This is a genomic window from Caulobacter sp. GW821-FHT05F04 (genome assembly GCF_059419665.1).
The window spans coordinates 1-20,395 of record NZ_JBWKSF010000014.1; the positions used below are offsets into that span (position 1 = coordinate 1).

Here is a 20,395-nt window from a genome sequence, read left to right on the forward strand (position 1 = left end):
GCGGCGAGCCCGGCGCGGGCGCCGCGTCGTCCGGCGCGGGCGAGGCCCCGGCCGCCGAGGCGCCGGCCTGGGCGCGCGATCTCAAGCAACAGCAGGCCCTGGCCCATGGCGCGAGCCTGGCCGCCCACGGCCTGGCCAGCGGCGACGACCACAGCGGCGGCGCCAGTCCCTCTCTCTCGGAGCAAAGCTGATGAACCCCTTCAAGGGTCCCTCGCGCCTGGGCGCGACCCCCGTCCCTGAAACCCCTTACCAGCGCGCCGGCCAGGCCTGGGACCAGCGCATCGGTTCGGCCCGGGTCCAGGCCGCCAACTGGCGGCTGATCGCCCTGGGCCTGCTGGCCAGCAACATCGTCCAGTCCGGCGGCATGATCTGGCAGGCCGCGCGGGGCACCGTCACGCCGTGGGTCGTCGAGGTCGATCGCCTCGGCCAGACCCTCGCGGTCGGCCCTGCGGTTCGCGGCTATCGTCCGCCCGATCCGGTCATTGCCTGGACCCTGTCGCGCTTCATCGAGAACACCCGCGCCCTGCCGGCCGACCCGGTGGTGCTGGGCCAGAACTGGCGGCGCGCCTACGACTTCACCGACGCGGCGGGCGCGGCGGCCCTGTCGGACTATGCGCGGGGCGCTGATCCCTTCGTAGAGGTCGGCAAGGCGCAGGTCTCCGTCGACGTCACCAATGTCGTGCGCGCCTCGCCCGACAGCTTCCGCCTGGCCTGGACGGAGCGGCGCTATGTCGATGGCCAGCTGGTCTCGACCCAGCGTTGGAGCGCCATCCTGACCCTGGTGATCGCCGCGCCGACCTCGCCGGAGGCCTTCGTCAAGAACCCGTTCGGGATCTTCGTGCGGGCGATTTCGTGGTCCCGGGAGTACGGCGCATGACCCGCTCGATGCTGATGATCGCGCTGGCGGGGCTCGCGACGCCGGCGGCCGGCTTGGCGGCGCCGGCCCACAAGGCCGCCGACCGGACTGTGCAGGCGGTGGCGGCCACGGAGTATCTCTTCGTCGAGCGCGGGGTGTTCGAGCTGGTCGCCGCGCCAGGCCGGATCACCGACATCGTCCTGGAGCCGGGCGAAGCCCTGGTCGAGACCAATCCGATCGCCGCCGGCGACACCGCCCGCTGGGTGATCGGCGACACCACGAGCGGGGAGGGGGAGAGCCGCCGCGTCCATGTCCTGGTCAAGCCCGTTGAGGCGGGCCTTTCGACCAACCTGATCATCAACACCAGTCGGCGCAGCTATCACCTGTCGATGCGCGCCTCGCCGCGCGCCTATCTTTCGCAGGTGGCCTGGCGGTATCCGCAAGCGCCGAACCTGGCGTCGACGGTCCCGGTCAAGCCGGTCGTCTTGGTGTCACCGCCGGCTCCGCCAGCGCCGGTGACGTTCAATCTCGGCTATCGCATCACGGGCGAGGCGCGCTGGCGGCCAGCGCGGGTCTATGACGACGGCGCACGGACCTATGTCGAGTTTGGTCCCGCGATCGCCCTGTCCGACCTGCCGCCGCTCTACGGTCTGGGACCCGACGGCAAGACCTCGGAACTGATCAACTATCGCCTCGAAGGTCGTCGGCTGGTGGTCGATCGGCTGTTCGACCGCGCCGAGCTGCGCTTTGGCCTGAAACGATGGGAACGCCGCATCCGCATCGAGCGAACGGCGTCTGGGCGGGAGGTCGGCCAATGACCCCGCCTGTCGATCAAGAACAGCAGGCCATCGCCAAGAGTTTGCGCCTGCGAGGCGCGGCCAAGCCCGTGGCGCGCGTCTCGCGCAAGGCCCTGATCATCACCGCTAGCGTTGTGGCGATCGGCGTGGCCGCCGCCGTGGCGTGGTCGCTGCGCGAAAAGGAGCGTTCCGCCGCCCAGCCGGTGTTCCAGCCTGCCGCCTCGCCGCCCGAAGCGGTCACCGGCTTGCCGCGCGACTACCTGCAACGTCGGCAGGTTCCGGTGCTGGGGCCGCCGCTGCCGGGCGATCTTGGCCGGCCCATGCTCAGCGCCCAGCGCGCTCGCGGGCTTGACGCTACAGCCGCGCCGTCGGAGCAGGCGACCTCTTTGCCGCCGCCAGTGACCCCGCGTCCGGTCGAGAGGCCGGTGGCGGTGGACCCAGCGGTCCTGGCCCGTCAGACGGCGCGCAAAGCCGGTCTCTTCGCGGCGGCGACGGTGAAGGGCGGTGAGCAGACGTCGCCGCCTGTCGCTTCGGCGGGCCCGGCAGTCGCCAGCATCGCCGACGAGCGGGCGACCAGCCCCGAGCGGCTGCAGCCGCCGGCCTCGCCCTATCTGCTACAGGCCGGATCGATCATTCCAGCGGCCCTGGTGACGGGCCTTCGATCGGACGCGGCGGGTCTGGCCATCGCCCAGGTCAGTCAGGATGTCTTCGACAGCCTGGGCGGCCATCACCTCCTGGTCCCGGCCGGATCCCGGCTGATCGGGCAATACGAAACCGCCACCCACGTCGGCCAGAGCCGGCTGTCGGTGGCGTGGACGCGGCTGATCCTGCCCTCGGGACGTTCGATCATCCTCGACAAGCTGCCGGGCGCCGACGCCCAAGGCATGGCCGGGCTGGCCGATGGCGTCGACCGGCACGGCAAGGCGGTGCTCGCCGCCGCCGCGCTCAGCACGGTCCTGGCGATCGGCGCGGAGGCGGGACAGTCGAGCAGCGGGGACGACCTGGAGCGGGCGATCCGCCGCGGCGCCAGCCAGTCGATCAGCAACGTCGGCCAGCAGGCCGTCGGCCGCAGCCTGTCCCTCACCCCGACCCTGACGATCCGACCCGGCGCGCCCCTGCGCGTGTTGCTGTCGCGTGACCTGGTGCTCGAACCCTACACCGTGGGACGCCCTCAATGAGCAAGCTGAAACTGGGTCCTATCGAGGACGACACCCCCGTGAAGGTCACGGTGGAACTGCCCGCGGCCCTGCATCGCGATCTGCTCGAATACGGCAAGCAACTAGCGGCCGAGACGAACGCCAAGGTCGCCGAGCCAGGCAAGCTGATTGTGCCGATGGTCGGCCGCTTCATGGAAAGCGATCGCGGCTTCACGCGCGGCCGCAGGGCTCGAAGGACCTAACGTCGGTCGCCTTTGATTTCGAGCAAGAGCCGGCCAGGATCATGCCAGCGCGCCGCTCGTTATCGCGTGAGTGTTCGAGCGGCGCGTTGTGGGGTGGTCATGGGATGGCAGCCCTCTTAGATCGCTGCTGTCGGCGCTGGCCGGTTCCGTAATTTTGGGACGTCCTGTTGTGTTCAAAACCACCCGCGCCGAGGCGCTTGTGATGGCTCGCCGGCTGCTGCGCGGCTATGCCAGCGCTCCCGACCCCCGCCGCCAGGTCCAGCAACTTAATAGCGCGCTGCTCCATGGCGAGGGCTGGTCCTCCGGCCATGCGGGGGACATCCACGCCTTCGGAGCCTAGCTGCAGAGCCATCCCAATCTCGCGAACTGAAGCCGCGGTGCGCGGCGCTGCTCGGTAAGCTCGGCTGAGCGCACCCAGCAGGTCGACAATCCCTCTAGACAGAGCTTGGCCTGATGGGCGCCGGGACGGTTCCGCCGTCCTTACAGGCATAACCAACGCGCATGGACCGTTGCTCTCCGGTCAATTGTGTTTTTCTACCTTGCCCGGTTGAAGGTCGGCGTCGGTTCGTCTTATGGGACGATCATTGAGCCCGCGACGGAAGGCTTGCGAGCCCATGTCCGCCGAGCGGCCGCGGAAAACGATCACAATGCTGGGGGGATCGGCCAAGTTCGCGTGCCGGGGGGCGGGCGAGCGCGCGGTCCTCTCTGACCCGACTGCCTAAGATCACCAATCGGCCGGCTCAGTGGAAATGAAGCGGATCGCCGTTGGGGCCGAAGGCGGCGTATCGATCGACGCCACCCACCCGCACGGCGTCGACCATTGTCTTGAGCGCCGCGTCGATCTCGGCCTTGGCCGGGGGGCTTCCGTCGCGCCCGGACAGGGCGGCGGCGAACACAACCTGCCAGGGCGGTCCCGCGTCCTTGGATTCGCGAGCCAAGCTGTCGAAGTCAGACAGCTCGTCAGGGGCTTTGTCGACACACATCAGCGCCGCTAAGGCGCCGCCGCGTCCGGCCAGGAAGTTTACCCGCTGCGTCGGGGTCGGATGATCGGGCAGTTCGGCGCCAGCGAACACAAACAGCAGGCGATGAGGCTGCACCTGGGCGGCGGCGGTCTTCAGCAGTTGCTGAAAGTGGGAGTCTTCGGTCATGGGCGCACCTTTGGGGTATTTGACAGACCAAGCCCTTGCGCGAGATCAAGGTCGCCTGGACACGACATCAGCCTGGACCTCTATCCTGCTCGGCGCCACCGGCGACGAGGCGAAAGGCCGCCGTCACGGAAGGGGGCGGGATTGGGCAGCATCGCCCGGGGGCGATGAAAGCCAGGCTCCTGACTTGCCGCCACTCTTGGCGGTCAGACGCACAGCCTCGATGACCATGCCCTTCTCGGCCGCCTTGAGCATGTCATAGATGGTCAGGCAGGCCACCGAGACGGCGGTCAAGGCTTCCATTTCTACCCCGGTCGGGCCGGTGGTCTTGACCCGCGCCGTCACCGCCAATCCGCCCTCGCCGGGCTCGACGCAGACCTCAACCTTGGACAGGGCCAAGGGGTGGCACAGCGGGATCAGGTCGGACGTTTTCTTGGCGGCCATCACCCCGGCGATCTCGGCCACCGCTCGCACCTCACCTTTGGCGCCGGTCCCCGACTGCGCCAGGGCCAGGGTCGCGGGCGTCATGCGCACGAAGCCAGCCGCCACCGCTTCGCGGGTCGTCGACGCCTTGCCCGTGACGTCGACCATCCTGGCCCGTCCCTCGTCGTCGATGTGGGTCAGGCGAGTCATTGGGCAAGATCCTCGGTGGGAAGGCGCGAGCGATCCCATCGCCCTACGTCGTTATGGTCCTGGGCGGTCGGCTCGATCCAACGGACGCCGTCTGGGCCATGCTGCTTTTTCCAGAACGGGGCCTGACTTTTCAGATAATCCATCAGGAAATCGCAGGCTTCGAAGGCCGCGCGACGGTGGCCCGCGGCCGTGGCCACGAAGACGATCGCCTCGCCGGGGGCGATGGACCCCGTGCGATGGACGATTTTGTAGTCCAACAACGCGAACCGCGTCTTGGCCCGCTCTGCGAAGTCGGCGATCACCGCGTCGGTGAAACCTGGATAGGCCTCCAGCTCAAGGATCTGGGCCGCGCCGCCTTCGGCCCTCGCCAGGCCCGTGAAGCTCGCTATCGCACCGACCTCAGCGCGACCGCGGCAAAAGGCGTCGAGCAGCACGCCGGGCGCGAAGGGCTGTTGGGTCAGGGTGATGATCGGCCGTCGGGTTGCCGTGGCGACGTCACCGTCGTCTAGGCCGCCCGACGATGGAGAAACAGGTGAGCTCATGCGGCGCGGACGATAGGCGCGCCAACGGGGCAAGCAAGGGCGAATCCGGGCCTTGCGACGATGCCGCATGGCTGTCGTGTCCGGACTTGCCGCCCATCAAGCTGGCGGACGGCGACTTTGTCGATGGCGGTTGCGGTTCATCAAGGCGTGAGCCCTCTGGGCGGCCTAGGAGGAGAGGGCCGCGGATCGCGCGGGGCCAGGATCGGCTTAGTGGTTCATCGAGCAACCCCCCTTCCGGATCCAGTTTCGATGCGATCGGTGTCGGATGAGGCCTTCTTGGCCTTGGTGAGCGCCTTCCTCGAGGAGGCGCTCACACCCGACCTACGGCGGGCGGGCCGACGAACCCTGGGCGTCCATTCCGAGATCGAGGCGTGCCGGATCTGGCACGCGCGATTGTTCGCGCGCGGTTGGATCGCCCCGGCCTGGCCGGCGTCCTGGGGCGGGACAGGTTGGAGCGCTCGCCAGCGTTTCCTGTTCGATCGCGAATGCGCGTTGAACGATGCGCCGGTCCTGTTCGCCGGTGGCCTGCGGAGCCTCGGGCCACTGTTGATCGAACTGGGCAGCGACGCCCAGCGCGCCCGCTATCTGGAGCCGATCCTGTCGGGGCGAGATCTCTGGTGCCAAGGGTTCTCCGAACCGGGGGCGGGGTCGGACCTGGCGGCGGTGTCGTGTCGCGCGGTCCGTCGCGGCGAGGCCTATCATGTCAGCGGGACCAAGATCTGGACCACCGGAGCCCATCTGGCCAATCGGATGTTTGGCATATTCCGCACCGCCGACGGCCAGCGCCGTCAGCACGGACTGACCTTCCTGCTCATCGACATGGATAGCCCCGGCCTGACGGTGGCGCCGATCCTCGATCTGGCGGGTCAACACGAGTTCAACCAGGTGTTCTTCGACGAGGTGGTCGTGCCGGTCGATAACCGGGTCGGGGCCGAGCATGACGGCTGGACGATGGCCAAGCGCCTGATGCAATTGGCCCGCGCCAACAACACCCCCGCGGCCCTGGTGCGTCGCGCCTTCCGCCACGCCGCCGGGCAACTGGACCGGGCAGGGCTGAGCGTCGATCCAGACCTGTGCCGCCGCCTGACGAGCCTGGCGATCGAGGTGGACGCCTTCGAGCAGCTGGAGCTTGCGGCGCTTCCATCGGGTCGCCCCGGCCCTCACGATCAGACGGCCCCGTCCATGCTCAAGCTGGTCGGCAGCCAACTGCATCAGCAGGTGGCCGAGCTGGCGATGGAGATCGCCGGCGACGCGGCGTCGGCAACGCTCGACGCCCTGGACGTGGCCGCCGACCTGACCGGCGGCGAGGCGCTGGACGTCGGCGCGCGAGCCATGGCGCGGCGCCTGTGCTTGCGCGCCGCGACAATTTATTCGGGAGCTAGCGAGATGCAGCGCGACATCATCGCGCGGGCCTTGCTGACGGCGGGCTGATCGCTGCGTCGGGGGCGTCCCGAGAGCCCTGAACCCGAGACGAGCGGGGCCTATCACGGCGGCTTTCGAGCCGACCCATGCGCCGCGTAGACCTTCGCTTTGCGGACTCCTGACATTCAACCAGACCGGAGCTGACGGGGGTCAATTACAGCCGGAGCAGCCTGTGTCAGGCTGATCGCAACACTGGATGCGGCCCTTCCCTTTGGCAGCCCTGGTGTTCGATCCTGGTGCGTGGACCAGGCGCTCGCTTGCCTCGCGCCGTCTCAGATCGCCCATCCGGGCGTGAGGTGTTCGTCAGTCCCGAGACCCCCATGCTGTCGCATCTTCGCATCTCGCGAAAACTGTTCGTCGCCTTCAGCGCGATCATCGCCGTCTTTATCGGCGTCAGCGCCACTGTTCATTTCAACCTATCGACCATAACCGCCGCGGCGGCGTCCAAGGACATCACCAAGATGGTGATGGAAGATCGCGCGGCGATGGACACCGCGCTGCTGGCGCAGGAAAGCGCCGTGCGCGCGTTCGTCGCCACTCAAGATTCCGCCTTCGTTGATCATTATCGCCAGGAAGGGCGCGCCTATGACGCCGCGCTTAGGCATCTGCGTCGGGTCGCAACCGATCGCAAGAACCTGGCGCTGGTCGGTCAGATGGACGCCGCCGCCAACGCCTGGCGGCGCGACGTAGCCCTGAACCAAATCCGCCTGGCGAGTGACCCAGCGAGCCGACCGCAGGCGGTGGCCATGATCAGCGGGGGCAAGCTGGCGGCGGCCCAGGCGCTCAGCGCCACCATCGCGCGCAGTATTGACCAGGTCTATCAGCGTCGCACCTTGGCCCATCGCGCGGCGGTCAGTCATTCGACCCTGATCCTGTGGCTGGGATCTGGCGCCGTGGTGGCGCTCGCTGGCCTCGCCGGATGGCTCCTGACCTGCGGCGTCGCGGTCCCTGTGGCGGACATGACCCAAACAATGGGCGCCCTGGCGGCCGGACGTCACGATGTGGAAATCCCGGCGATCGGTCGCCGTGACGAGGTCGGCGACATGGCCCAGGCGGTGCTGATCTTTCGCCAGAACGCCATTGAGAAGCAGGATCTGGAAACCCTGACCGCCGCCCAGCGCGCCGCCGCCGAGGCTGAACGCCAGGAGCATGAGGACCAACGCGCCCTGGCGGCGGGGCAGCAGGCGGCCGTGGTCGCCGCCATCGCCGACGGTTTGGGCAAACTTTCGGCCGGCGACCTGACTCAACGCCTGACGCAGACTTTCGCGCCTGAATACGAACAGCTTCGCGCCGACTTCAATGCCGCGGTGGCCAAGCTCAATGACACCATGGGCCTGATCATTCTCAACGCCGAGGCGATCGGCTCAGGCTCCCAGGAAATCAGCGAGGCGGCCAGCGACCTGTCGCGGCGCACCGAACAACAAGCCGCCAGCCTTGAGGAGACCGCTGCGACGCTTGATGAGATCACCGGCACGGTCATGCGGACCGCCGAGGGCTCGACCGACGCCCACCAGATCGTCGCGGCCGCCAAGGACGAGACCGATCGCAGCGTCGACCTGGTCAACCGCGCGGTGGACTCGATGAGCGCCATTCAGGCCTCCGCTGGTCAGATCGACCAGATCGTCGGCGTGATCGACGAGATCGCTTTCCAGACCAACCTCCTGGCCCTCAACGCCGGGGTCGAGGCCGCCCGGGCGGGTGACGCAGGCCGCGGTTTTGCCGTGGTCGCCCAAGAGGTGCGCGCCCTGGCCCAGCGGTCGGCAAGCGCGGCCAAGGAAATTCGCCTGCTAATCGGCGCCTCCTCGCGTCAGGTCGATGCGGGGGTGGATCTGGTCGGCCAAACCGGCGCGGCCCTGACCCATATCGCCGACCTGGTGGGACGGATCACCGGCATCGTCGAGTCGATTTCGGCCTCGGCCCAGGAACAGGCCACCGGCCTGCAACAGGTCAATACGGCGGTCAATCAGATGGACCAGGTCACCCAGCAGAACGCCGCGATGGTGGAGCAGAGCACCGCCGCCAGCGTTTCGCTGGCCAATGAAGCGGCCGAACTGTCGCGATCCATGGCTCAGTTTCGTCTGGTCGGGTCGTCTTCGACGCCGCCGGTCCGCGGTGAGCGCGCGACGGCGAGCGTTTATCGGCCAAGCTTCGGCGGCGGCGCGGCGCGAGCCCATGGGGTCGCCCTGTAAACCTGGGAGGATTTCTAGGTCGGGCCCTGGCGGACTTGATCATCGGCAAGGTTCGACTTGCTCATTGTGCGCACTCGCGACCCCTTCAACGCCCTATCGCGCGCCGCAGGCGGCAAGGCATATCCCGAGCCCTCAAGAGGGCGCTTCATGTCAACGCGATATCGCCGAAAGACGACTTGGACAGGGCGATCACGTCCATCGGCCGATCACCTCGCGGCCGATATGTTGATGGCTCTGCGTCATCCGGTCGAACAGGTTTTGACCGGTGGTTTGCGACAGGTGGCGCGGCGGCGGCCAGAGATCTTCGAGCGCCTGGGCACCTATCAAGAGGCGCGGTTCATTCTCGCGCCCGAAGACTGGCCTGTGGTCTTTCAACTGTCGCCGCGAGGCGAGTCGGGCTCGGTGCGCGTCGCGCGGGCCACGGCGCCGATGGCGGCCACCGCGCGGGTAGGCGGCCGCCTGAGCGCGCTGCTGGGCCTGTTCGACGGCTCGGTCGACGCCGACGCGGCGTTCTTTTCGCGCAGCATCAAGGTCGAGGGCGACATCGGGGCGGTCATGGCCCTGCACAACGCGCTCGAGGCGGCGGAGTTGACGGTGGCTGATTTGCTGGGCCTGGCTGCGCCGGCCGGCGCCATGGCCAATGCTGGCCTGGCCTTTTGGCTTAGGCGCTTGGCCCCACGCGGCGGAGCCGACCTCTGATGTCGCGCATCGAGCTCGTCTGCCCGGCCGGATCGCCGGCCATGCTGCGCGCCGCCATCGAGGCCGGCGCCGACAGCGTCTATTGCGGCCTGCGTGACGAAACCAACGCCCGCAACTTTCCAGGCCTGAACTTCTCGCCCGCGGAATTGCAGGTCGCCGCCGACTGGGCCCATGAGCGGGGCGCCAAGGTGTTGGTGGCGATCAACACCTTCGCCAGGGTGGGGGCGGTGGCAACTTGGCGCGCTTCGGTCGATGCGGCGGCTCGAACGGGCGTCGACGCCATCATCGTCGCCGACCTGGGGGTCTTAGCCTATGCGCGCGACGCCCACCCGCAAATGAGGTTGCATCTTTCGGTGCAGGCGGCGGCCGGTTCGGCTGACGCCATCGACTACTACGCCAAGACCTATGGCGTGCGGCGTGTGGTGTTGCCGCGGGTGCTGTCGGCCCCCGAGATCGCCGCGCTCAATCGCTCGATCAGTGTCGAGACCGAGGCCTTCGTGTTCGGCGGCCTTTGTGTGATGGCCGAAGGCCGCTGCGCCATGTCGTCCTACGCCACCGGTCGCTCGCCCAATCTCTCGGGCGTCTGCTCGCCGCCCGAAGCGGTGTCGTTCGAGGACCAGCAGGGTCAGCTCACCTCGCGCCTGGCGGGTTTCACCCTCGACCGCTTCGCAGCGGGCGAGACCGCCGGCTATCCGACGCTGTGCAAGGGCCGCTTCACGGCCGGCGGCGAGGCGTCCTATCTGTTCGAGGAGCCCGTCAGCCTCAACGCCATGAGCCTTCTGGCCGATCTGGCCAAGGCTGGCGTCACCGCCGTGAAGGTCGAAGGCCGCCAACGTGGCAAGGCCTATGTCGCGCGGGTGGCGGCGGCCTTTCGCGGCGCGCTGGACGCGCTCGATCGCGGCGAAACGACCGCCCCCTACGAGGCGCTGCTGTCGAACCTGGCCGAAGGCGGCCGCGAGACCGCCGGGGCCTACCGAAAGTCCTGGCGATGAAAGCACGACGCATGGAGCTGGCCTTGGGACCGTTGCTGTTCAACTGGTCGCCGTCCCGCGCCGCGGCCTTCTATGACCAGGTCGCCGCCGATCCCGCGATCGATCGCGTCTATCTGGGCGAGGTGGTGTGCGGCAAACGTGGGCCCCTGCTGGCCGACACCTTGGGCCGAGCCGCTGAGGTTTTGCAGGCGGCCGGCAAGACCGTTGTTTGGTCGACCCTGGCGCTGCCCGCCTTGCCACGCGACCGCCAGGCGACCGCGGCCCTGGCCAGCGATCCGGCCCTGATCGAGGTCAATGACATCAGCGCCCTGGCCCGACGTCCGGCCGGCGCGCCCTTCGTCGCGGGGCCTTTGCTCAACATCTACAACGAGGCCGCGGCGGCCGAACTGACCGCGCGCGGCTGCGTGCGGCTGTGCGCCAATATCGAATTGTCGCTATCGGCCTTGGCGGGGTTGTCGATGCGCTGCCCAGGTCTCGAGATCGAAATCTTCGCCTATGGCCGGTTGCCGCTGGCTCTGTCGGGACGCTGCTATCACGCGCGAAGACATGGGCTGCACAAGGACAATTGCCAGTTTGTCTGTGATCGCGACCCCGACGGCCTGGCCGTCGAAACGCTTGACCACGCCGGCTTCCTGGCGGTCAACGGCGTCCAGACCCTGTCCCACGGCGTCCAGATCGTCGACAGTCCCTTGGCGCACTTGAGCGCGGCCGGCGTCACCGCCCTGCGCCTTTCGCCCCATTCGGGCGACATGGCCAAGGTGATCGCCAGCTTCCGCGCCTATGCCGACGCGAATCTTCCCCCGGCCGAGCTGGGACCGGCGATCCTCGCGGCCGATCCGCCGGGGCCACTGGTCAACGGCTATCTCCAGGGCCAGGCAGGCGCACGATGGATGACCTGGTCATGACCGCCAACCCTTGCCGTCAATCGGTCGACGTGGTCGTCCTGGGAGGTGGAATGGCGGGCGCGGCCCTGGCCGCTCACCTGTCGGCGGGCGTGCGGGTGGCGCTGATCGAGCGCGAGCCTGTGCTGGGCTATCACACGACGGGCCGTTCGGCAGCGATGTATATTCCCTCCTACGGCGGTGAGGCGGTCGCCGGGCTGACGGCGGCCAGCCGGCGCTTCTTCACCCAACCGCCTCGGGGCTTTGGCCGGCCGCTTCTGGCGCCGCGGCCGGTCATGCACCTGGCCGGTCCAGATCAGGTCCGTGGGCTCGAGCGCCTCGCCGCGCGCCACGCCGCCGATCGTCACGGGGTCCGGCTTGATTGGCTCGACGGCCAAGCGGCCCAGGCGCGAGCGCCGATCCTCCGGTCCGAGACGGTCGCCGCGGCGCTGATCGAAGCCGGGACCGGCGATCTCGACGTGGCGCGATTGCACGCGGCCTTCCTGCGCCAGGTTCGCGAGGCCGGCGGCCAATTGGTGGCCGGCGCCGGCCGCGCTGCTGTGGAACGTGACGGATCGGGGTGGCGCGTGCGGGGTAAGGGCGCGGAGATCTGCGCGCCTGTCCTGGTCAACGCCACCGGGGCCTGGGCCGATGAGACCGCGGTCGCCGCAGGGCTCGCGCCGCTTGGGCTGGCGCCGCTGCGCCGGACGGTGCTGCTGGCCAAGGCCCCGGGCCACAACAACTTCGCCGACTGGCCGGTGGTCAAGGACATCGACGAGCGCTTCTATTTTCGGCCCTGTGGCGGTCGCCTGTTGATCACCCCGGCCAATGAGACGCCGAGCACGCCCTGCGACGCGGTCGCCGAGGAAATGGATGTCGCCCTGGGCATGGCCCGGTTCGAGGCCGTCGCCGATCATCCGGTGCGCCATCTGGTCGGCCGATGGGCCGGCCTGCGGACCTTCGCGCCCGACCGGGCGCCGGTCGTGGGCTGGTCGACCCAGCATCCTGGGTTCTTTTGGCTGGCGGGCCTAGGAGGCTTTGGCATCCAGACCGCTCCAGCCATGGGCCGCCTGGCCGCGGCGCTGCTCGAGGGACGTCCAATCCCAGGCGATCTGATCGACCATGGGGTCGAAGCGCGGGCCTATGCGCCCAACCGGTTCGAACCTGTCCCATGCGCCATCAGATCGCCTTGGCGTGGCGCTGGCCCTCGGCGTTGAAATAGGCGTCGAACACCGCCGCGATCGATCGCACCAACAGCCGGCCCGGCGGCAGAATTTCGATTTTGGCGTCGCTGATCCGCGCCAGACCGTCGGCCACGAACGGGGTCAGGCGCGCCAGCTCGGCGGCCAGGTCGCTGGGCCGCCGGCCATGGCGCGCGCAGACCGCCGCCAGGTCGACGGAGAAGTCGCACATCAGCCGCTCGATGATCTCGCCTCGGAAGCGATCATCGTCGCTGATCACGACCCCGCGCGCCACCGGCAGCCGGCCCTCCTTGACCGCCGCGCGCCAGGTCAGCTCATGGGCGGCGTTCTGCACGAAGCCCTGCGGCAGGCCGCCGATCGCCGAGGCGCCCATGCCCAGGAGGGTGACGGCCGGATCGGTCGTGTAGCCCTGGAAGTTGCGCCGCAGGGTCCCGGCCGCCAACGCCTTGGCCATCGGATCGTCCGGCAGGGCGAAATGGTCGAGGCCGATCCGCACATAGCCTTCTGCCGCCAGCCGTTCGGCGGCGCTTTCGCTCTGGTCCAGGCGCGCCTGGGGTCCGGGCAGGGCCGCCTCGTCGATCAGCTGCTGGTGGCTTTTCATCCACGGGACGTGTGCATAGCCGAACAGGGCGAGCCGCTCGGGGCGCAGGGGCAGGAGCTGGTCCAGGGTCGACAGGGTGTTGGCCGTTGTCTGGTGGGGCAGGCCATACATCAGGTCGAGATTGATCGAGCCGACCTTGGCCTCGCGCAGCCAGGCGACGCAGTCGGCGATGTGTTCGAAGGTGTCGCGGCGATTAACGGCGGCCTGGACCTCGGGGGTCAGGTTCTGCACGCCCAGGCTGGCGCGGTTCATGCCGCGGGCGGCGGCGGCGCGCACCCAGTCCTGGGTCAGGACGGCGGGATCCATCTCGACGGCGATATCGATGTCGGGCGCAAGATCGAAGACCTGGCCCAGGCGGTCGAAGATCGCGTCGACCTCTGTGGTCGATAGCATGTTGGGGGTGCCGCCGCCAAAATGGATCCCGCCCGCGGCCTGGCGCACGGGCAGGGCGGCGCCCAGCAGGTCGATCTCGTCCAGCAGCAGGCGCACATAGTCGCCGACCGGTTCGTGGCGGTTCACCGCCCGGGTGTTGCAGCCGCAGTACCAGCACAGCCGGGCGCAGAACGGGATGTGAAGATAGAGTGATACGGCCTGGTCGGTCGGCAGGTCCCGCAGCCATGCGCCATAGGTCTCCGCGGTGACCTGCGGCGTGAACTGAGTGGCCGGCGGATAGCTGGTGTAGCGCGGCGCGCGGCCGTCATATTTGGCGATCAGGTCGGCGGAGGGGCGGGCGGATAGAGGGGCGAGGGGCATGGCGGCGGCTCAGGCTGGGACGGCGTTGGCCGCCGGCGTCGCGCCAAGCGCCCAGGCGGCCTGCGCGATCGCCACCGGCGCGCGAAAGGTCTCGCGGGCGGCTTGGAACCGCGCGTAGGGGAAGCGGATGGGAACCTCGGCCAGGGCGGCGGCGAGCATGTCCAGATGCGCCGCCCAGCCGGCGGCGGCGCGACCGGCGTCCTCGCTGGCGGGCAGGTTCAAGCTAAGGGTCAGGCGCGCGCCGTCGCCGGCCGCTTCGATCTCCCAGCGCAGGGGGCGGGCCGCCTCACCCGCGCCGCTCCAGCCGTATTCCAACAGCTGGCCTGGCTTATACGCGGTCACCAGGCTGTCGATGACCACGCCGCTGTCGCCAAAGTCCAATTGGACGGCGCCGCCGACCTCCAGCGCGATGGTTCCTGGAGCCAGCCATTGGACCAGATCCTCGGGTTGGGTCAGGGCGGCCCACAGGCGCTCGGGCGAGGCGTCGAAGCCCCGGCGAATCTGCACGGCGATGACCTCGCCCTGGCGCAGGAAGGTGGTGATCGGCTCGGCATGATCGAACATCGGCGGTCTCCTAGACTACAGTCTGGGCCAGGACGGGCGAGGGGGCCTTGACCCGGGTCAAGCTGGCTTGTCGCCTAGGCTGCTGGGCCTCGAGCTCGGCCAGGGTGTTGAGGTTGACGAACGGGTCGGGGGTGATCGCGCCCCAGTCGTCCGTCACCTGGCCCGCCGTCTCGGCCAGGCCGCGGAGCGATGAGCGGCCCTGCGCCAGATATTGGGTCAGCACCGGTTCGACCTTTATGCTCCACAGACCGCAGACTGGGTGCAGCCGGCCGTTGCTGGCGGGCAGGGCGACCACGGCGCCTTCAGCCAGGGCCGCGGCCAGGCGGCAGGTCAGATCGGCGGGCAAGCAGGGCATGTCGCAAGCCAGGAGCTGCACCCGCGCTGCGCCGCGGGCGCGGGCGAAAGCCAGGGCGGAGGCCAGGCCAGCTAGCGGACCGGGGATGTCGGGATGATCAAACAGCAGCGGGGCGCCCACGCCGTCGCCCAATTGCCCGGCGTCGCGGACGGCGACGGCGACCTCGTCGGCATAGCCCCTCGCCAGGGCCAATGCGCGGGCCACAAGCGAAACCTCACCCCAGGCCCGCAGCGGCTTGCCGCCGCCCATGCGCGAACCCGCGCCGCCGGCGAGAACCACGGCAACGCACGGCTTGCTCATGATGAGGCCCTTCGCGCGCTTCGCCGCCGCGGGGCCTCCGGCACTGGACCGCCGACGAAGCTCATCGCCTGTTTCAAGCTACTGATGGTGGTTTCCAGATCGCGTAGCAGGCCATCGGCCGCCGAATGGATCCAGCCATGCAGCGTAAGGGACTGGCCGCGACGCCATGCGTCCTGGACCAATGGATTGCCAGCGAGATTGACCAGTTGCGCGGTCACGTTGAGCTCGCAAAGCCGATTGGCTCGAGCGCCCGGATCTATGATCGTCTCCAACGCCTCGGCGTGACGCGAGGCCAGGGCGCGCACCGGGCCGAGCCAGCGATCAAGGAGATCAATCGGCGTGTGTGACAGCGCGGCGGCCATGACCCCACAGCCATAGTGACCGCAAACCACGACGTGTCGCACTTTCAAGACTTCCAGCGAGAACTGAAGGCTGGACAGGAATCCGACGTCCAGAGGCGGGGCTAGGTTTCCCGGATTGGTATGATGGAAGATCGCGCCGGGCGGCAGATCGGTCAGCTCCTGTCCAGAGAGCCTGCTATCGGCGCAGCCCAGCCAGAGGTAATCGGTCTGGCGCTCAGCTGCCGTGCGCCTGAAAAACTCGCTATCGTTATAGCGGCCGGCGACCCAGGCCATGTTGCTGGTCAGCAGATCTTCGGTCATGCCCTGCCTGTTCCTTTAGTCAACAACAGCGCTGAGCAGGTGACCGCGACGAGCCGCGAGCCGGCGGCCCAGAGTCGTCAGGTCGTCAGGTGTCAGGCGCAGGCGCGCGATCGGCAAGACGATGGCGTTCTCCAGGCCCAGGTGACGGCGTTCCTGGGCGGCGAAAGCGATCATCGCCTTGCGCTGCGCGGGATCTAGGCCTGGAGCGCAGCGGCGCTCCAGGCAGGCTTGCAGATGCGCGCGCACCGCGCCGGCCTGGACCACGTCGGCCCGATGCTCGGCCGACAGCATGCCCAGCACCCGCTCGACATCGTCTCCCGCTTCGCAGCGCCGCCGCAAAAGCGGGAAGAAGTCCTCCTCCTCGTCGATCACATGCAACGGCAGGTCGTGATCGAGGAAGCCGATCAGCTGGAAGAGCATCGGGCCGTCGAACACCATGGCCGCGGCGGCCGTCTCGATCATTTTGCAGGCCTGCCGATGACGATAGTGCTCGGCGAAGAACCACTCAATCGGCTCGGCCAGCAGATGCAGGGGAATCGCCTCGATCTGGGTCGTCGTCATAGCGTCCTCATCGGGCCGGGCCCGTGGATCAGAGCTTGTAGGCGAGCGTCAGCCATACCTTGGTGCGGTCGCGATAGGCTGGTTGGTCGCCGTCGAACGCCGCCGCCGCCAGCTCCGCCGACAACCTCGACGTCAGCGGCGCCGAGATGGCCAGGTCCAGCTCATCGCCCAGTCGGGCGTCGCCGCGCGCGGCGTCGAAGCGATGCGCGGCCGCCTGCAGCTTGATGGGGTGAGCCTTGGAGGCGGTCAGGTTGGTGGAGGCGGCCAGCTGCAAATCGCGCACGCCGCTGGCCGGGGTGGTCAGGAAGACGTCAGCCCAGCCCTGGAAGGCGTGCAAGGTGGCCAGCGGGGTCTGGAAGCCGCGGCTCCCGTCGCCGTCCAGGCGCTCGATCCCCAGCGCCACGGCGCTGGTTTTGGTCTTTAGGCCCGCCATCAGGTTCAGATAGTCGAGGCTGAAGGCGGCCGGGCTGTTGGCGTAGTCGCCTTGCCGGGCGTACTGCGCCTCATAGGTGAGCGTCAGGTCCGAGCGCAAGGGACGCGCGCCGCTCAGCCGGATGTCGTAGGTGGCGCTGGACTGGGTCGGAGCGTTGGCGAAGTCCAGCAGGTAGGCGCTGGCCGAGACCTGGCCGATCGGGGTCTTGGCGGCGATCTGGGCGACATGGGAGTCGCTACGCCAGCTTCCTTGGGCATGACCGTCGCCAAGGATACGATGGACCTTGTCCAGATAGGCATAGGTCAGGCTGAGCTTGGGCGAGGGGCGATAGGCCAGGGTCACCGCATCAAAGGTCTGTTCGGTCTGGCGAAAGCCGACATTGCCGATGAAGCGGGCGTTGTCGAGGATCAGGCGCTGGCGACCCACAGTGGCGCCGCCCGTCGCGCCGCCGCCGAGCGGACCGGTCCAGGACAGCTGCAGACGGTTGAGCTGGGTCGTTTCAGGATCGGCGACCACCGGATAGGCCGTCTTGCCGTTGATCTGGCTGTTGTAGCGGCCGTCCAGGGCGCTGACGTTTTCGCCCTCGACCAGCAGCTTCAGGCCGTGAACGGCGGCGGTCTCGTAGCCGAGGCGCGTGCGCAGGGTCAGGGCCTGGGCGTCCTTGGACAGGCCGTCCTGGGAGACGGCCTCGTAGCGCAGGCGGGCGTCTAGCAGGATTTGGCCGCGGGCTGGTTCGGCGGCCTGGGCCAGGGTGGGAAGGGCCGCGGCCAGGGGCAGCAGCCAGAGGATACGCATGAGGATCTAGACTTTCCGGAAGATCGTATAGGTGCGAGCCTTGGGCGTGAGCCGGGTGCGCAGCAGGGAGGCGATGGCGGCGATGGCCGGATCTTCCGCGCCCTGGGCCGCGGAGATCAGGTGGGTCCAGGACTCGTCGCCGGCGGTGTTGACGAAGTCCTTCACCGCCCGCTGGACGAAGGTGTCGATGTCGATCCCAGCGGCGGTGGCCGCAGCGCGCACCCGTTCGGCAAGGTCCGGATCGGAGGCGTCGAGCCAGGCTTCGAGACCGGCCGCCGAGGCGCCGGCCAGCCGTTCGCCGAGGGACAGCGCCCCGGTGTCGAAGCGACCGTCACGGGTCAGGCTGAAGGCCACGCCCAGGCCCCTGGCGCGATCGGCCAGGTCGGACACGTAACGCGTGGCCGCCGCCGTCCAGGCCCGGCTCTCCAGATGTAGCCGGATCTTGTCCTCGACATAATCGAAGGGCAGCTCGCGCCCCTCGATGCGGCGATCCAGCTTGAGGACATGCCAGCCGAACCGCGAGCGCACCGGCTGATTGAGAACCTGGCCAGCCTTGAGGCCGATCAAGGCCTGTTCGATCTCGCTGACCACATCCCCTGGACCAAGTTGTCCCAAGGAGCCGCCGACCTCGCTGGACGGGCAGCTCGACAGGGCCTTAGCGAGGGCGGCGAACTGGCCGGGGCTGTTGACCAGGGTCGCCACCGCGTCGAGCGCCGTCAGACGGGCGGCCTCCCAGTGGGCGTCCTCCGCGCCTTGCGGGGCGATGAGGATATGGGCCGCCTCGACCAGGGCGGGGCTGGTGAAGCGTTCGCGCTGGGTGTCGTAGATCCGTCGGCAGAGCTCGGTGGTAGGGGTCTCGATATCGACCTCCTCGTCGAGGACGGCGCGGATCAAGGCTTCCTCGTCGGTTTCTTCGCGATCGGCCGCATCGCGCTCGGGCTCAGGGCGCAGGCCTAACTCGTCGGCGCGATGCAGGAGTAGAGCCCGCACGGCCAGGGCCTTGCCCGCGGCCCGACGGGCCTCCATCGCTGAAAGGCTGGGATGGTTCTGGGCTTCCTGGGCGATCAGGAACTCGGGAATCTCGACGCCGTCGACAACGGTGGTGGCGGTCATTCGGCTACTCCCGGGTCTTGAAGGAAGAGGGCGGCCACACCGCTTCGGTCCTGTCGCGATAGACCGGCGCGGCCGGCTCGGGGGAGATCGGCATGCCGCGCTTGGTGCGCACCAGCTGCCAGCCGCGGCGATTGAGGTACCAGACCGGCGCAGACAGCATGTGGACCAGGCGCGTGAACGGGAACAGCAGCAGGATGGTCATCCCGAGCACCAGGTGCAGCTTGAAGATCGGGTTCACGTCGGCGACCGCGCTGGCGATGCCCGGCTGGAAGGTGAAAACCCCCTGGGCCCAGGTCATGAACTTGATCATCTCGTGACCGTCCAGGTGATGAGCCGAGATGGCGATGGTCGACAGACCCAGGATCAACTGCACCATCAGGATCACCAGGATGGCGATGTCGCTGAAGCTGGAGGTCTTGCGAATGCGCGCGTCGAACAGCCGGCGATGCAGCAGCAGCAGGCCGCCGGCCAGGCACAGGGCCCCGGCTAGGCCGCCGGCCACCATGGCCAGGATCTGCTTGGCGCCGTGCGGCACGCCCAGGGCGTCGAACACCCAGATCGGCGTCAGCAGGCCGACGAAATGGCCGCCGAAGATGACCAGGATGCCCAGGTGGAACATCACCGAACCGGCCACCAGCTGACGGCGGCGCAGCAGCTGCGAGGAGCCCGACCGCCAAGTATATTGCTCGCGATCGAAGCGCAGAATGCTGCCGAGCACTAGCACCGCCAGGCAGATATAGGGATAGACCCCGAACAAGAGTTGGTTGAGCACGGCCATGATCAGGCTCCTTGGGGGGCGCCGGCGCGAGCCCGGCGTGGAACGCGGCCCGGTTCGGCCTGCATGGCTTCGACCAGAGCGCCGGCCTTGGGGCAGCCGACATCCGAAGGACCGAAGGTGACGGCGGTCTCGGCCCAGGCCTTATCGAGGACTTCGAGATCGTCAGGATCCTCTTCGGGCTCGCTGAGCAGCGCCGCCAAAGCCCCCGGATCGGCCTTTTGGGACGCCAGGCTGGCCAGGGCGCCGAAGATCGCGCGATAGGGGCTGTCGCGCTTTTTGAGGCGCTCGCCCATGGCGTCCAGGACGTGGGTCGCCTCGCCGAGCAGCGAGGAGGCCTCGGCGTCGGGCAGGATCGACAGGAACTCCAGGAACACCGGCAGAAAGTCGGGCAATTCGTTGGCCGTCAGCTCAAGGCCTTTGGTGCGATAGAGCTCCAGAAGCGCCACCATGGCCTCGCCCCGATCGCGGCTCTCGCCATGGACGTGCTCATAGAGGTTGAGCGACAGCGAGCGCGTGCGATCGAACAGATCGGTGTAGCGCTCCTGCAGCCCGTAGATATCGTCGTTGGTCAGGATCGAGGCGAGACCGCCCAAGGCCTTGACCAGAGGCGCTGGCAGCAGGTTTTCCTTGATGATCTCCCCCAACGCGTAGGGAGCGGTGTCCTGCACTTGCGGGCTCGGATAGGTCAGGAGCAGGGCAAGCGCCTTGTAGGTGCGGGCCATG

The 20,395-nt window shown here is 68.5% G+C and carries 23 protein-coding genes and 1 pseudogene; 12 read left to right on the forward strand and 12 right to left on the reverse strand.

The window, feature by feature from the left end; translation table 11 throughout:
* The 6 genes and pseudogenes from AC07R7_RS24530 to AC07R7_RS24555 all read left to right on the forward strand — a co-directional run.
* Positions 1 to 191 (forward strand): annotated as a pseudogene (locus AC07R7_RS24530) (P-type conjugative transfer protein TrbL); the annotation flags it as partial.
* A complete protein-coding gene (trbF, locus tag AC07R7_RS24535) occupies positions 191 to 877 on the forward strand; it encodes a conjugal transfer protein TrbF (protein ID WP_125157671.1) in 687 nt (228 codons plus the stop codon). The pseudogene AC07R7_RS24530 and the gene trbF, both read left to right, overlap by 1 nt.
* Complete coding sequence (gene trbG, locus AC07R7_RS24540) at positions 874 to 1,674, forward strand: P-type conjugative transfer protein TrbG (RefSeq protein WP_125157672.1); 801 nt, start codon at positions 874 to 876, stop codon at positions 1,672 to 1,674. Before trbF ends, trbG begins: the two co-directional genes overlap by 4 nt.
* Positions 1,671 to 2,831, forward strand: a complete 1,161-nt coding sequence (locus AC07R7_RS24545) for a TraB/TrbI/VirB10 family type IV secretion system protein (RefSeq protein ID WP_494636919.1) — start codon at positions 1,671 to 1,673, stop codon at positions 2,829 to 2,831. The genes trbG and AC07R7_RS24545 overlap by 4 nt, the downstream gene beginning before the upstream one ends.
* Complete coding sequence (locus tag AC07R7_RS24550) at positions 2,828 to 3,052, forward strand: DUF2274 domain-containing protein (protein ID WP_494636920.1); 225 nt, start codon at positions 2,828 to 2,830, stop codon at positions 3,050 to 3,052. The genes AC07R7_RS24545 and AC07R7_RS24550 overlap by 4 nt, the downstream gene beginning before the upstream one ends.
* Positions 3,053 to 3,221: 169 nt before the next feature.
* Positions 3,222 to 3,392, forward strand: coding sequence for a hypothetical protein (locus AC07R7_RS24555; RefSeq protein ID WP_494636921.1), 171 nt, complete (start codon positions 3,222 to 3,224; stop codon positions 3,390 to 3,392).
* Positions 3,393 to 3,792: 400 nt separating this feature from the next.
* On the opposite strand, the gene AC07R7_RS24560 is transcribed toward AC07R7_RS24555, so the two are convergent.
* The 3 genes from AC07R7_RS24560 to AC07R7_RS24570 all read right to left on the reverse strand — a co-directional run bounded on the left by AC07R7_RS24560 (position 3,793) and on the right by AC07R7_RS24570 (position 5,300).
* Entirely contained in the window at positions 3,793 to 4,200 is a 408-nt protein-coding gene (locus tag AC07R7_RS24560) for a ribonucleotide reductase subunit alpha (protein ID WP_494636922.1), read from the reverse strand.
* 123 nt (positions 4,201 to 4,323) lie between these two features.
* A complete protein-coding gene (gene moaC, locus AC07R7_RS24565; protein WP_494636923.1) occupies positions 4,324 to 4,830 on the reverse strand; it encodes a cyclic pyranopterin monophosphate synthase MoaC in 507 nt (168 codons plus the stop codon).
* Positions 4,827 to 5,300, reverse strand: coding sequence for a molybdenum cofactor biosynthesis protein MoaE (locus AC07R7_RS24570; RefSeq protein ID WP_494636997.1), 474 nt, complete (start codon positions 5,298 to 5,300; stop codon positions 4,827 to 4,829). Before AC07R7_RS24570 ends, moaC begins: the two co-directional genes overlap by 4 nt.
* 321 nt (positions 5,301 to 5,621) lie before the next feature.
* Between AC07R7_RS24570 and AC07R7_RS24575 the strand changes: the two genes are divergently transcribed.
* From AC07R7_RS24575 to AC07R7_RS24600, 6 genes are all read left to right on the forward strand, one after another.
* Positions 5,622 to 6,803 (forward strand): acyl-CoA dehydrogenase family protein, encoded by a 1,182-nt coding sequence (locus AC07R7_RS24575; RefSeq protein WP_494636924.1) that lies wholly within the window; start codon positions 5,622 to 5,624, stop codon positions 6,801 to 6,803.
* 311 nt (positions 6,804 to 7,114) lie between these two features.
* Positions 7,115 to 8,983 carry a methyl-accepting chemotaxis protein gene (locus AC07R7_RS24580; RefSeq protein WP_494636925.1) on the forward strand — a complete coding sequence of 623 codons (1,869 nt, stop codon included), beginning with the start codon at positions 7,115 to 7,117 and terminating at the stop codon, positions 8,981 to 8,983.
* A 228-nt stretch (positions 8,984 to 9,211) separates the two neighbouring features.
* Positions 9,212 to 9,682, forward strand: coding sequence for a ubiquinone anaerobic biosynthesis accessory factor UbiT (gene ubiT / locus AC07R7_RS24585; protein WP_494636926.1), 471 nt, complete (start codon positions 9,212 to 9,214; stop codon positions 9,680 to 9,682).
* Positions 9,682 to 10,674 carry a ubiquinone anaerobic biosynthesis protein UbiU gene (ubiU, locus tag AC07R7_RS24590; protein WP_494636927.1) on the forward strand — a complete coding sequence of 331 codons (993 nt, stop codon included), beginning with the start codon at positions 9,682 to 9,684 and terminating at the stop codon, positions 10,672 to 10,674. The genes ubiT and ubiU overlap by 1 nt, the downstream gene beginning before the upstream one ends.
* The gene (ubiV, locus tag AC07R7_RS24595; RefSeq protein WP_494636928.1) at positions 10,671 to 11,579 is read left to right on the forward strand and encodes a ubiquinone anaerobic biosynthesis protein UbiV; all 909 of its coding nucleotides are present in this window, start codon (positions 10,671 to 10,673) and stop codon (positions 11,577 to 11,579) included. Before ubiU ends, ubiV begins: the two co-directional genes overlap by 4 nt.
* The gene (locus tag AC07R7_RS24600; RefSeq protein ID WP_494636929.1) at positions 11,576 to 12,772 is read left to right on the forward strand and encodes an NAD(P)/FAD-dependent oxidoreductase; all 1,197 of its coding nucleotides are present in this window, start codon (positions 11,576 to 11,578) and stop codon (positions 12,770 to 12,772) included. The genes ubiV and AC07R7_RS24600 overlap by 4 nt, the downstream gene beginning before the upstream one ends.
* On the opposite strand, the gene hemN is transcribed toward AC07R7_RS24600, so the two are convergent.
* The 9 genes from hemN to narJ are packed head-to-tail and all read right to left on the reverse strand — an operon-like array spanning position 12,735 to position 20,394.
* Positions 12,735 to 14,111: an oxygen-independent coproporphyrinogen III oxidase gene (gene hemN / locus AC07R7_RS24605; RefSeq protein ID WP_494636930.1), complete on the reverse strand. Its 1,377-nt coding sequence runs from the start codon at positions 14,109 to 14,111 to the stop codon at positions 12,735 to 12,737. The genes AC07R7_RS24600 and hemN overlap by 38 nt on opposite strands.
* A 9-nt stretch (positions 14,112 to 14,120) precedes the next feature.
* Complete coding sequence (locus AC07R7_RS24610) at positions 14,121 to 14,675, reverse strand: SRPBCC domain-containing protein (protein ID WP_494636931.1); 555 nt, start codon at positions 14,673 to 14,675, stop codon at positions 14,121 to 14,123.
* A gap of 10 nt (positions 14,676 to 14,685) precedes the next feature.
* Complete coding sequence (gene mobA / locus AC07R7_RS24615; protein ID WP_494636932.1) at positions 14,686 to 15,330, reverse strand: molybdenum cofactor guanylyltransferase; 645 nt, start codon at positions 15,328 to 15,330, stop codon at positions 14,686 to 14,688.
* Positions 15,327 to 15,992, reverse strand: coding sequence for a carbonic anhydrase (locus tag AC07R7_RS24620; protein WP_494636933.1), 666 nt, complete (start codon positions 15,990 to 15,992; stop codon positions 15,327 to 15,329). Before AC07R7_RS24620 ends, mobA begins: the two co-directional genes overlap by 4 nt.
* Positions 15,993 to 16,007: 15 nt before the next feature.
* Positions 16,008 to 16,553 (reverse strand): hemerythrin domain-containing protein, encoded by a 546-nt coding sequence (locus AC07R7_RS24625; protein WP_494636934.1) that lies wholly within the window; start codon positions 16,551 to 16,553, stop codon positions 16,008 to 16,010.
* A 28-nt stretch (positions 16,554 to 16,581) separates the two neighbouring features.
* Positions 16,582 to 17,781 (reverse strand): alginate export family protein, encoded by a 1,200-nt coding sequence (locus tag AC07R7_RS24630; RefSeq protein WP_494636935.1) that lies wholly within the window; start codon positions 17,779 to 17,781, stop codon positions 16,582 to 16,584.
* 6 nt (positions 17,782 to 17,787) lie between these two features.
* Positions 17,788 to 18,894, reverse strand: coding sequence for a peptidylprolyl isomerase (locus AC07R7_RS24635; protein WP_494636936.1), 1,107 nt, complete (start codon positions 18,892 to 18,894; stop codon positions 17,788 to 17,790).
* A 4-nt stretch (positions 18,895 to 18,898) separates the two neighbouring features.
* On the reverse strand, positions 18,899 to 19,672 hold the full coding sequence (gene narI / locus AC07R7_RS24640; protein WP_494636937.1) for a respiratory nitrate reductase subunit gamma: 774 nt from the start codon (positions 19,670 to 19,672) through the stop codon (positions 18,899 to 18,901).
* Positions 19,673 to 19,674: 2 nt separating this feature from the next.
* Entirely contained in the window at positions 19,675 to 20,394 is a 720-nt protein-coding gene (gene narJ, locus AC07R7_RS24645; protein WP_494636938.1) for a nitrate reductase molybdenum cofactor assembly chaperone, read from the reverse strand.
* Between the last annotated feature and the right edge of the window lies 1 nt (position 20,395).